Here is an 11,744-nt window from a genome sequence, read left to right as displayed (position 1 = left end):
CAACGCGGACTGTTCGGTTTGCTCAATGAGAGCCGTGAAATTGGGGTGCCCTCAAGAAACGGACTTTTTCGTACGCCAAGACGACGCCTGAGCCGCCTTCACGGCGCGCAACGGCCGGAATCGCCCTTTGACAACGCATTTGTTGGCATGCCACACATAGTCACCGGTCAGGTTGATGTGATTCCAGCCAAGCGGTGCGACGTGTGAGATCCGGCTGTCTCCGATTTCGCGCTGCTGCCGCAAGGCGGCGATTGAAAGTTCCAGATACACCGTGTTCCAGAGCGTAATCGCAGCGAGCACCGGATTCAGGCCGCTGGCCCGGTAACGCTGATTTTCGTAAGAACGGTCGCGTATCTCGCCTAGGCGATAGACGAACACGGCCCGCGCCAACGAGTTGCGGGCCTCGCCTTTGTTCAGCCCGGCGAGACACACGCCGACGCAACGCCGGATCCTGAAGCCATTTCAGGGTGAACAGCGTACGCTCGATGCGGCCGAGTTCGCGCAGGCCGACCGCAAGGCCGTTCTGCCTCGGATATGCGCTCAGCTTGCGCAGGATGAGCGAAGCCGTCACAGTGCCTTGCTGGACCGACGCGGCCAGCCGAACCACCTCCTCGAATTCCCGCTCGATCAGTTTCCGGCTGATCGAACCGCCAATCAGCGATACCACTGCCGGCCAGTCGCCCGGTCTGCCACGTACGTACAGATTCTTGTCTGCCAGGTTGGCGATGCGCGGCGCGAACTCGAAGCCGAGAAAATGGCACAACGCGAACACGTGATCGGTGAAGCCCGCCGTGTTGGTATAGTGTTCCTCGATGCACAATTCAGACTCGTGGTACAGCAAACCAGCGAGCACATGCGTGGCGTCCCGCACGGGCGAATTGATGACCTCGGTGTGGAACGGCGCGTACTGGTCGGAGATGTGCGTATTCAACAGGACGCCGGGTTCACTCCCGTACTTCGCGTTCCGATACCCGCCGGCCTGACAGTGACCTCCGGCGCGAAAGCGCTGGCCATCGGAAGACGAGGTGGTGCCCTCGCCCCAGTACGCAGCGAAGGGCAGGCCATGCTGATAATTGACCAACTCCGCGAGCCCCTTCTGGTAGGTCTCGTCGCGGATATACCAGGGGACCAGCCACGACAGCTTTGCGGCGCTCGTGCCCGGACAGGCATCGGCCATTTTTTCGAGGCCGAGGTTGAAAGTGTCGGCGAAGATCGCGGTCAGCAACAGCGTCCAGTCGGGCAGCTCCGCGCCGCTTTTCAGATGTGTGAAGTGTCGCGCGAAGTCGGTCCACTGATCGACCTCAAGCAGCAGATCCGTGGTCTTCACGCGCGGCATCAGGTCGTAGGCTTGCTGCGTGAGCACGTCGGCCCCGGCCGGCGTCGCGTCATCCAGCTGCGTTATCCTGAGTCCCTTGTCGTTCAGCTCAACATCCGGCAGTTCGCCCGCTGACGCGAGCCGGGCTGTCTCATCGAGCGCTTCGCGCAAACGCCCGATGCGCTCATCCAGATAGGTTGTCGTCGTCGTTTGAACGGCCAGCCCGAGCTGGTCCTCCCGATGTTGCTCGGCAAACGTTGCGCGCGGCATCAGGTATTCATCGAAGTCCTTGAACACGAACCGCTGCCAGCGCGGCTTGACGAAACCCGTCGGCGAGTCGGCGGGTACCTTGCGCGCGTCGGTACGGTTCAGCTCGCGCAACGCGGCGATCGCATCCATCAGGTCCTGGCGGGCAGGCGCGGCGCGGAAACCAAAGGTATCGAGGAATGTCGGCGAATAACGCCGCAACTGCGAATAATGGTCAGCCGGCAGGGCCGTCGAGTCGAATTCCGCCTCACGTGCAAGCTGCTCTGCTTCATGCACGCTGGCCGTGAAAGTCTCCCACGGCACGATGGCCTCGATCGCCCGGAACGGATCGTCGCCGGGTCTCCTTCGTGGCGATCAGCGCGGCGCCGACTTTCGCGTAGAGGCGTACCTTGTCATTGACCGCGTTGCCCTCGGCCGCGAAGCGCTTTTCGTATTTGTGTTTCACCTTGGTGAAGAACGAACCGATCAGGCGATCATGGAGATTCAGAATCTCATCGGTCAGTGTTGCGGCCGTATCGAGCAGGATCGCGACCAGGGTAGCGTGACGCCGGTCGGTTTCATATCCCTCGATCTGATAGACGGCGGTCTGTCCGCCTTCGCGCGCCAGACGTAGCAACCGGTTTTGATGAATGTTGCGACCCGATGTCCGGCGGCAGCCCAGCGCGCGGATCGCTTGCGAGCGATCGAAAGGACGGCTCTTGCGCTCGGTTCGCCCGGTGATTGCCGCAACCAGGCCAGCTTGCTAACGGGCCGATCAGGCATCAACGACAGAAGCTGATCGAGCGACGTGCGCTGCCCGACTGTCAACGGCGCGGTCAGTAGCCGGAACACTTCGCGCTGCGCGCGGCGCACAGCTTTTCGAGCGCAACAACCGGCGGCAACAGCACACGCCAGCGCCGGAGTTCGTCTACGGCAGCCTGGGCAAGCACGATGCCCTGCGTAGTCTACATCGCGACCGGCAACAGCAATTCGACCAGCGCGCGATAGTGCTGTCGGCTGAACTGCGCCAAGCCCAGCCAGGCCGGCAGTTCGTGCATATGTTCGCGGCGCGTTTCGTCACGCGTCGCGTACACGTCCCACACCGCGGGGGTAACGCTCAGTTGCGCCGCGACGATACTGATGATCGGCGCATGCGGCTTCTCGGCTGGTCCCAGTAGCCGACCGGGAAAGCGCAGATAGACCATTAACACCGCGATACCGAGCCGGTTGTGGCCACCCCGGTGCTGACGCACGAACGCGAAGTCCTCCGCCGACAATGTAGCCAGGCGAACCAGTTCGCTTTCATCCTCCGGAAAGGCGAACAGCTGGAATCGCTGGGCCGGCGTCAGCACTTCGCGGCGAGGCATGGCTTTCTCCCTGCAGGGGAAGCGCGTAGTATGGCATTTAAGTAATGTTAATGGCCATGTCCCAAATGTCGCGGTAACCCCAGTACCCATGCGGCTTTGCGGTCGACGATTTTCAGGGGTTTTTGGCCAGGGTGGAATGTGATGCATGCGGCGCTCTATGCCCGGGTTTCAACCCGCGACCAGCAGACCTCGCCGATGCAGCTTCGGCAATGCGTGAATACGCCGCAAGGCGCGGCTGGACGGTGACCCTTGAAGTTGAGGACGTAGCCTCGGGGAGCAGCGTGCGCCCCAAACGCGAAGAACTGATCAACGCGGCTTGGCGCCGGAAGATCGATCTGATCCTCGTGTGGCGTCTTGACCGATGGGGCCGATCGCTACTGGACCTGATCGCGACCTTGCAGGACCTGCTGTCGCTCGGGGTAGGCTTCGTGTCCTTGTCGGACGCGCTCGACATGGCGACACCGAGTGGACGGGCGCTGGTGGGCATGCTGGCGATATTCGCCGAATTCGAGCGCGTATCCTGCGCGAGCGCGTCAAGGCGGGCATCGCTCACGCAAGACTGCAGGGCAAGCCTCATGGACGCCCTCCGACCGTGATGTCACGTGCGCCGGAGATGCAGGCCCTGTTTGCCGCGGGACTCAGCAAACGGGAAATTGCCAGGCGGCTCAACGTCAGTCGAACCTCGGTGCGGCGGTTCGTCGGTCCAGCCGGCGAGGACCCTGAGTTGAGCCTGGACCTATCGTCGGAAACCATAAATGCCGGCTGCGGTTGCCCGCAGGTGAAATAACATGAACGCACACCAGGCCGAACCCTTGCGCGAACTGTCCACCTATCTGGAACAAACACAGGAAAGTGTCACGCAACGATGGCTGGCTGCGGTTCGTGCCGACCCGGTGATCAGGCAGGCGGGCAGGCTGACTTCTGAGCAACTTGTCGATCATGTGCCCCGGATCTACACCGAGATCTGCCGCGAACTGAAATCTGCAAGAGGGAGAACCGGCGCAGGCGATATCGAGCGCGACGCACGTCGACACGGACACTACCGGTGGACACAGGGGTACCGGCTCGACGAGCTGGTTCGGGAACTGGACCTGCTTCGAAAGTGCATCCGGGAAGCCGCCACGGAGTTCTTCGAGACAACGCCGACACTTTCGAGGAAGCTCGAAACGCGGGCGTACGGGACCATCGAGGAACTGTTCAGCCTGACGGTCCACAGCGCCATCACGCAATTACTGGACGAACAGGGGCAGCGCGTCGACGATTCTATGCGGCAGCGCGACCGTGCGCTTGCGGCGCAGCAGGAAAGCGACGAAAGACTGCGCATGGCGGCTGCGGCGAGCGGACTGGGCATCTTCGAATGGCAACTGACGGAAAGAAGAGCCGTCTGGGAGAACACATGGATGTACGACATTACGGGACAGCCGCCCGGGGAGGGCCCCCTGACCGGCGAGGAATTCATCCGGAGCCTGGTTCACCCGGACGATGTTGCCCAGCTAGCCGAGCAGTTCAATGAAGGGAAGGTACCTGGCCGCCACGTACACACGACCTTCCGGATATTCCGGAAAAACGATCGCGCGCTGCGGGTGCTCGAAATGTCGGGCCGTTTCCGGTTTGCGGATACCGGCGCGGCTGATTGCTTCGTCGGCACGCTCGCCGATATCACCGAGCGCACGCAGGCTGAAGACGCCCTTTGGGCGGCGGATCGCCGCAAGGACGTGTTTCTGGCAACCCTGGCCCATGAGCTGCGGAACCCGCTGGCACCGATCCGCAACGGCGCGCAAATAATGAAGCTCCACCTAGAGAGTCTGCCACCGCAGATTCAGTGGGTCCAGGGGATCATCGACCGGCAAAGCCGTCACCTGTCCGATCTCGTCGATGACCTGCTCGACGTGTCGAGGATCACCACGGGCAAGATCAAGCTGAAACGCCAGGTTTTAGACCTGAAAGAAGCGGTTGCACGGGCCATCGAGATTGCCCAGCCGCTCGCTGACGCGCACCGGCACCGATTGACCGTCAGCCTTCCCAGTGTGCCCGTTTTTGTGGATGGTGATCTGACGCGGCTCACCCAGGTCATCTCCAATCTGCTCGACAACGCGATCAAATATACGGCCGATGATGGTGATATCCGCGTCGAGGTTCAGGTTGTACAGGATGCAGCGATGGTCTCTGTGGAGGATACCGGGATCGGGATTCCCGCAGACGAACTGCCTCACCTTTTCGATCTTTTCGTTCAGGTTGATCCGATGACCCGACGCTCGCGCAGTGGACTGGGCATCGGGCTGTCAGTCGCGCGCTCGGTGGTCGAACTGCACGAAGGCGCGATCTCCGCCATCAGTGCTGGGCCAGGTGAAGGCAGCCGGTTTACGGTTCGTTTGCCCATCGCGGCGGCATTGCCGACGAACAAAGCAGACCCGATTGCCGGGCCGGAGCTCCCAGGTCCGAAGCTCCAGATACTGATCATCGACGACAATCGTGACGCGGCAGAATCACTCGCGCTGGTCCTCCGTATGAATGACTACGAGGTCAGGAGCGCAGATGACGGGCCCAGCGGAGTTCGGGTTGCGCTGACATGGTCGCCCGACGTCATTCTCCTCGACATCGGTCTACCTGGCATGAGCGGCCATGATGTCGCGAGGCAACTCCAAGGGGCGCGACTGACCCGGCCTCCAGTACTGATCGCCCTGACGGGCTTCGGAGCGGAAGAGGACCGCTCGCGATCCGCGGAAAGCGGATTCAGCCGCCACCTGGTGAAGCCGGTGGATCCGGACATGCTGATCGGCCTGTTGCGCGACCTTGGTTCTTCCCGCTTAGGGAAAGATCCGGGCCAGTGAGCCACCGATAGCCGGCTGTGAAGCGAAGCCCAGCCGTCGCTTGGCACCCTCTGTCCGTCATCCTCCGGCCGCCTGCTCCAGGCTTTGCCTAATCAGCGATCGGGGGCTATGCTCCTTATTCCGGTTACCAGTGTTTCGAGACGGTCATGGCAACGGCGAAGGTATCTCGGTATGTGGTTGTGACCCAAGAACGGTGCGACAAGGACTACTGGCGATCGGAGTTCTTCGTCGGTGTCGACGACCCCGATCCCGCCACCGCAATTTTCCGCGAGAGCAATTGCAGCCCGCGGTTCGGAACGCCCGAGGCCGCCGCTGGTGCGGCACTTCAGCGTGGCGTCGAATTCGCCAGTACGTTGCGCGATCCTGGGGTAATCGGACTATTGACGCTCCACGACTAAAAGTTGCGCCCGACGTGCCGCGGCGGCAACGGAAGGTCCGAGATGCAGGCTGGGAGATCTGTCTTTCACGCTTCGGGTTATCGTTTCTTGCGGATGATGCTTATCCCGCCGTTGCGTTCGAGAATCGCCGCACCAACGTCGGACATCGCGCGTGACCCCAGTGCCTGCCGGACGCTCTCCTGGACGTCGGCTACCGTCACGAGTGCCCTGGTCATTTCCTGCCTGTTGAACTGTCCGTCACGGAACACCTCCCGTTCGACGCCCACCACCATCCGCTCCAGCGAACTGCTGTACATGCACGCCCACGCCAGTAGCCGGTGGAGTACCACAATCACCGTCGAAGCCGCCACGGCCGCAATGAACGGCGAGGCACCAACAATCGCCCGGCTCAACGTCGCCCCAAGCAAGATGGCAACGACATAGTCAAAAGCCGAACGCTGGCCAAACGAGCGTCGGCCCGATATCCGGATCAACACCAGCGCGACAACAAACACTATCAGCGCCCGCATCCCCATCTGCAGCGCGTTCAGATCCTTTCCCGTACCGAACAGCACGGCTATCGCATCCATTTCCGCCTCCCTGTGCCGCCGCAGCCACGTCTGGCATTGCCGGCGGTCGTCACCGCCGCATGATCCGGCGCTGACTGTCGCCTGGTGTCAGGTCCGGTTGCCAACGTCCCTCGGCAGCCTGGCCATCAGTTGGGCCTTGCGTTCCGCGCGTTTCTGCCCAAACGCGCCGAGATCGAGCCTCGACTTGCGCAGTTCAGGGAACAGCTCGGATTCTTCCGCCCTGACGCGATGCCTTACGTCTTTGATCATCACCCGGAATGCGGCATCAACGACGTCGGCGTCGGGCTTCAGGGCCCAGCTCGAAATAAGCCGCGTAGAACGGTGTGGCCTTCGGCAATCCGATGGTCTCGTACCAGATCATCAATGAGGCTCCCGTAGGGATTCACGGAACGAACCAGGCATCAAGTACCCATGATTGGGCGGCAAGGTAGTCGACCATCGAGGGTAACGTTTCGTCCGGCATTCCAGCGACGATGAAACTAAGTTCCTCAAAACCCGCCTTGCGGTTGGAACGTGCGCGGGTCCGTATCAGGCGCGACGCGTACGGTCGAAGCAACTGCCACAGCGTGGCTACGCGCAACTGTCCTGTCCGGCAGCGCACTGACAGGGCCATCGTTCGCCCGCAAGTCCGCCCGGACGGTGGAGGATGCCTGGCACAACGATTAGTGCTGGCCGGCACCTCATTGCCAACGCACTCATTGAGGCAGTGCGAGGTGAAGCCGACCCAGGCACCGTGTTTCCCGGCGTGTCTTCCCCGAGCCGCGTCAACGGGATGGCCCACCCGCTATTTATTGGGTCGATTGCAACGTCGAACCGCGGATGTGAGATTGCTCGGACGCGTTTCGCGACCGGCACGCTAGCGCTGTGGCTGCGGCGTTTGACGTGTTCCAGTCAGTTCGTGGCCCCTTTCGCACCGATTTTGATGCTTGCGTCGCGGCGCACCGCCATGTGAACTATTTTAGCCGTAGATTCGCTCATGTGGGTTCGGTTCTAACCGGCATTTCAGGCTGGGAGTCCCGGGAACACGCCTTGCTTCATTACGGGTGTGATGTGCCGCGGGAGAAGCAGAATGGACGTGCTGAAAATTGCAGAGGAAGCGGGCTTGTCTGTGTTGCTGGACGGCCGGATTGGACGGCAAGAATACACCAGCGTGTCGGGCTCCGTCGCTGCATTGCTGAGGTTTGCCGAAGCGATACGCGCCGACTCAACGCCCCAAGCGCGAGCGCCAGAACGGACCTGAAATGGATCGCCACGGCCTGCGACCGCCCGGTTGCTCTTTGACGATTGAGCCACGCGAGCGTCAGTGTGCACCGATTCCCTTGGCGGAATGCGGCGGCATTGGCACGGGCAAACGCAGTGCCGCGCAATACCCATGGCTGCGTGATGTACCCCAACCGTTGGGGAAGGCTTGCTGGCGCGGCGGATATCGGTCCGTGTGGCGTCCATGGGCGATAGCAGCGGGATTTTCTGGTCAACGTGATGTCCGGGTAAGGAGATCGTACGATGAATGAACAAACTCTTGATGAAAAAATCCGCCGACGCGCCTACGAACTGTGGGAAAAGGATTCGTCGCCGGCAGGCCCGTCGGAACACTATTGGGAGGCCGCCCGCAGGGAGATTGAAGCGGAGGACGATGGCGCACCGGGGGGGCCGGCACCTTCCGGCGACGGCAATCGAAAGAGTCACGCGGAGATCCCAGACGACCGGGATGTTGCATCGGCAACCGATTTGCCAGCTGTAAATCGGTCGGATACCGTACAAAGCGCACAAGACGCACGCGAACGACGTAAACATGCCGCGTCAGAAAACGCGCTGGAGTCGTCCCAGAACAGCAACCCCATCCCGCCAGGATCGACGCGGAAATAGCGCAAGGTCGTGAGTCGGCCACGTCACAAGATTTCGCCGGCGTAGGTCGCGACACTGCCGCAGTCCGCAACAGGTTCGACGCAGCCCAGATTGCCGCGGCCTGTCGACGCGCTGGACCCATCCCATGAAAGCCCGCTCATCAGATCCTCGCGTAGAAACACCGCGCGCCGTCTATTACGCATTGACATCGAACGTCGCGGTCGCGATCTGCAAGTATGCCGTGGCGTTTTATACGAATTCGGGCTCGGCGCTCGCCGAGGCCATCCATTCGAGCGCCGACTGCCTGAACCAGTTCGTGTTGCTGCTGGGTCGCCGCTCTGCCCGCGCATTGCCCGACGAACAGCATCGTCTGGGTTTTGGCCGCGAGACATAATTTTATGGGATGCTGGTTGCGCTGCAGATTTTTCTCATCGGCGGCGTCGTGTCGGCCGCGGTCGGCGGCTGGCATCTGCTGAACCGCTCGCCGCTCCAGCACCCGTACGCGGTAATCGGCGTACTTTGCGCGTCCGGCTTGATCGAAGCGTTTGCGCTGAAGGCTTCGATCGGAACCATCAAGCCCCGGCGGCGCAAACACGGACTGTTGCACTGGTTTCGCGAGAGCGGCAAACCGGAAGTCATGCTTTCCGTAGGTGAAGACGCGGCCGCACTGGCTGGCGTGGCGATATCGCTGCTTGCGGTAAGCATCGCTGTGCTAACGGGCAATGCGGCCTACGACGCGCTCGGCGGTATTGGCGTCGGACTGGTGCTGATGGGCACGGCATTCTTTGCGATGCACGAGATCAAGTCGCTGCTCGTCGGCGAGTCGGCTCACGCGGACACGCGGAATGCGATGTACGACTGGATCGCTAGCAGATCAGAAGTCACGCGGGTCGTGAGCCTTGTCGTACTCAAGTGGGCCGACGACCTGGTTGTCGCCATCCAGGCAGAACTGGAGCCGCAGTGCAGCGCTGACGATCTTGTCAGAACCATCAACAGCATTGAGAATGATCTTCGAGCGCAGTTTCCAACAGCACGGTGGATTTACTTTGAACCGGAGCTGCGGGAACATGGCAGCCATCCTTTGTAGGCTCGATGTCTGTTTGCAACGGGCGATCGAGCCACTCTTCAGTTGCATCGATGAGTCCGGCGGAGCCACCGTCGGCGGGATCATCGCGTTCCGCGACGGTGGAGCAGATCTCCAAGGTCGGGTGTCCAATGGCCATCAGCGGGCAGATGTTCTCGATGTGGGGTCGATGGTACCAGCCTGCGTCGCCCGTTCCGGGGCGCCGTCACCGGGCCGCGAACACGCACGTGGCGGATGCATGCCGAAAGTACGAAGCGACCGTCCAGAGCGGCAGCTGACCGCTGGCAGCGGGGGGCAGGACGCCGCCGGAATGTGCAGCTACTCTCCTGACTGGGCCTCCTGCTCAACACCTTGTGACGGGTTCTGACCGGCAATCTCTTTTTCGATGAGCGCCGGAGCCATATGCCAGTATTCGTCTGCGCATCCGCCGGTCGCATCGGCACCTGTAGCCCAGACTGCTGAGAGCGAAGCCGTGGCAAATCCGCGCAGCCGGCGGTTACGGATACTTGATCGTCGATGACCACCGTGATGGCCCTGACTCGCTCGCGCTGGTCCTGCGCATGGAGGAACATGAAGTCCGGACGGCGGAGGACGGTCCCCGCGGACTGCGGACCGCGGACCGCGACTGCATGGTCGCCTGACGTGATCCTGCTGGACATTGGCCTGCCGCGGATGAACGGGTACGACGTCGCCCACGAACTCAGGGCGTTGCCAAGCAACCGGCGACTCGGTATTGATCGCCCTGTCCGGGTGCGGCAGCGACGCAGACATTTCCCGCTCGACTGAGGCCGGCTTTACGAAGCATCTGGTCAAGCCGGTGGATCCGGACCAGCTCGTCCAGACATTGCGCGACATCGGACGCTTCCGGTACCGGGAGACTGCGTTCGTCATCAACGGAGGGCATTGCAATGCACGAAATGACCGTCGTAGAACGAATCCGGGCTCGTGCGTACGAACTCTGGCAACAGGATGGCGGCCTTGAAAATCAGCAAATCAGCGCTACCGGGCGAGTGGCCTGAATCTGGTGGCGGCGGCGATCACGTTATGGAACACGGTGTATCTGGAGCGATCGATTGCCGCCTTACGGCAGCAACGCGAAATTGACGACAGCCTCGTCGCGCATGTCGCGCCGCTGGGCTGGAATCACCTCAACCTGACGTGCGACTACGTGTGGCATGCCAACAAACGCGTCGCCAAGGGGCGATTCCGGCCGTTGCGCGCCGCTAAATCAGCAAGGGCGAGACCTTGAGGTACGAAAAATTCCGTTTATTGACGGCACGTTAACCCATCTACGTGCCCGGGTACTGCGAAGCTTTTGAGTACATTGCCGCTCAGGTCGTACTGGACGACGGTGTTGGTAAGACCATTTTGATCGGCTATCAAATGGCGGGGGCTTCAAGGAAGGGTAGGTTCCGGGAGCTGCGCAGTATTTGCAGGCGTCAACCCCGGCGTCGCCGTGACGTCGTCGACGCGCTTGATACCGCGATAGACCGTCTGCCCGATCCGTCCGACCGTTTTGCCCCGGCCGAAAAGCTCTTCGATTCGTATGCGGATGACCTGGCTGGTCCGGTAGCCCGCATGCCGCGAAGTGCGACCGTCGATTGCGCTGCCGCCCAAACGCTCATCGTTGCGTGCGACATGCGGTGTCACTTTGCGAACGCGGCAATCGTTTACGGAGTCGGGGGTGTCATACGCTTTGTCGGCACCGACTGTCATCGCATGAGCGCTTGGGACGCAATCGAGCAATCGCTACGCGCTGGCCCGCTCGCGAAACCATCCGAGTGACTGACCGCGGCGCCGACCAACAACCCCGAGCGGTTCTCCATCAGGAGGTGTCCGTGGTAGCACAGGATGGCCGGGCTCTTGTGGGTCTTCTTGAACAATCGCGCATCCGGATCAGTAGTCGACTCGTGCGTGGCGCTGCTGCGTCGCTCGCCTTTCCAGCCGGTGTCGGCGTTGCGGCCACCGCCGGTCGGCGATCGGGATAAGCTGGCCAGCAGGTTCTTCAACCGCAAAGCAGTTCTTTTCTTCTTCCACCTACAGCCTCGAGCCCAATCTCATCGAGATAGTCTGGAAGCACATGAAATAA

The 11,744-nt window shown here is 61.6% G+C and carries 8 protein-coding genes and 3 pseudogenes; 8 read left to right on the top strand and 3 right to left on the bottom strand.

Annotated elements, in window-relative coordinates; genetic code table 11:
* Positions 1-51: 51 nt before the first annotated feature.
* Positions 52-2,928: pseudogene (locus B0G74_RS44555) on the bottom strand (Tn3 family transposase).
* 131 nt (positions 2,929-3,059) lie between these two features.
* Here B0G74_RS44555 and B0G74_RS46350 point away from each other — a divergent pair.
* The 3 genes from B0G74_RS46350 to B0G74_RS44540 all read left to right on the top strand — a co-directional run bounded on the left by B0G74_RS46350 (position 3,060) and on the right by B0G74_RS44540 (position 6,157).
* Positions 3,060-3,524 (top strand): recombinase family protein, encoded by a 465-nt coding sequence (locus B0G74_RS46350; RefSeq protein ID WP_279388659.1) that lies wholly within the window; start codon positions 3,060-3,062, stop codon positions 3,522-3,524.
* A 192-nt stretch (positions 3,525-3,716) separates the two neighbouring features.
* The gene (locus tag B0G74_RS44545) at positions 3,717-5,759 is read left to right on the top strand and encodes an ATP-binding protein (RefSeq protein ID WP_132384281.1); all 2,043 of its coding nucleotides are present in this window, start codon (positions 3,717-3,719) and stop codon (positions 5,757-5,759) included.
* Between the two features lie 146 nt (positions 5,760-5,905).
* Positions 5,906-6,157: a hypothetical protein gene (locus B0G74_RS44540; RefSeq protein ID WP_132384279.1), complete on the top strand. Its 252-nt coding sequence runs from the start codon at positions 5,906-5,908 to the stop codon at positions 6,155-6,157.
* A 77-nt stretch (positions 6,158-6,234) separates the two neighbouring features.
* Here B0G74_RS44540 and B0G74_RS44535 read toward each other — a convergent pair whose 3' ends face one another.
* Positions 6,235-6,726 (bottom strand): YetF domain-containing protein, encoded by a 492-nt coding sequence (locus B0G74_RS44535; RefSeq protein WP_132384277.1) that lies wholly within the window; start codon positions 6,724-6,726, stop codon positions 6,235-6,237.
* 1,069 nt (positions 6,727-7,795) lie between these two features.
* Between B0G74_RS44535 and B0G74_RS46135 the strand changes: the two genes are divergently transcribed.
* The 5 genes and pseudogenes from B0G74_RS46135 to B0G74_RS44510 all read left to right on the top strand — a co-directional run.
* Positions 7,796-7,966, top strand: a complete 171-nt coding sequence (locus B0G74_RS46135) for a hypothetical protein (protein ID WP_165924063.1) — start codon at positions 7,796-7,798, stop codon at positions 7,964-7,966.
* Positions 7,967-8,229: 263 nt separating this feature from the next.
* Complete coding sequence (locus B0G74_RS44530) at positions 8,230-8,592, top strand: DUF2934 domain-containing protein (RefSeq protein ID WP_132384275.1); 363 nt, start codon at positions 8,230-8,232, stop codon at positions 8,590-8,592.
* Between the two features lie 124 nt (positions 8,593-8,716).
* A complete protein-coding gene (locus B0G74_RS47315; protein WP_243658609.1) occupies positions 8,717-8,965 on the top strand; it encodes a cation transporter in 249 nt (82 codons plus the stop codon).
* 9 nt (positions 8,966-8,974) lie between these two features.
* Positions 8,975-9,658: a cation transporter gene (locus tag B0G74_RS44525; protein ID WP_243658608.1), complete on the top strand. Its 684-nt coding sequence runs from the start codon at positions 8,975-8,977 to the stop codon at positions 9,656-9,658.
* Positions 9,659-10,649: 991 nt separating this feature from the next.
* Positions 10,650-10,904 (top strand): annotated as a pseudogene (locus B0G74_RS44510) (Tn3 family transposase); the annotation flags it as partial.
* A 215-nt stretch (positions 10,905-11,119) separates the two neighbouring features.
* On the opposite strand, the pseudogene B0G74_RS44505 reads toward B0G74_RS44510, so the two are convergent.
* Positions 11,120-11,631 (bottom strand): annotated as a pseudogene (locus B0G74_RS44505) (IS5/IS1182 family transposase); the annotation flags it as partial.
* Positions 11,632-11,744 lie beyond the last annotated feature (113 nt).

The sequence above is a fragment of the Paraburkholderia sp. BL9I2N2 genome (genome assembly GCF_004339745.1).
Classification (GTDB): Bacteria; Pseudomonadota; Gammaproteobacteria; order Burkholderiales; family Burkholderiaceae; genus Paraburkholderia.
The sequence above is the reverse complement of the archived record's forward strand: the minus strand, read 5'-3'. Positions and strand labels throughout refer to the sequence as shown.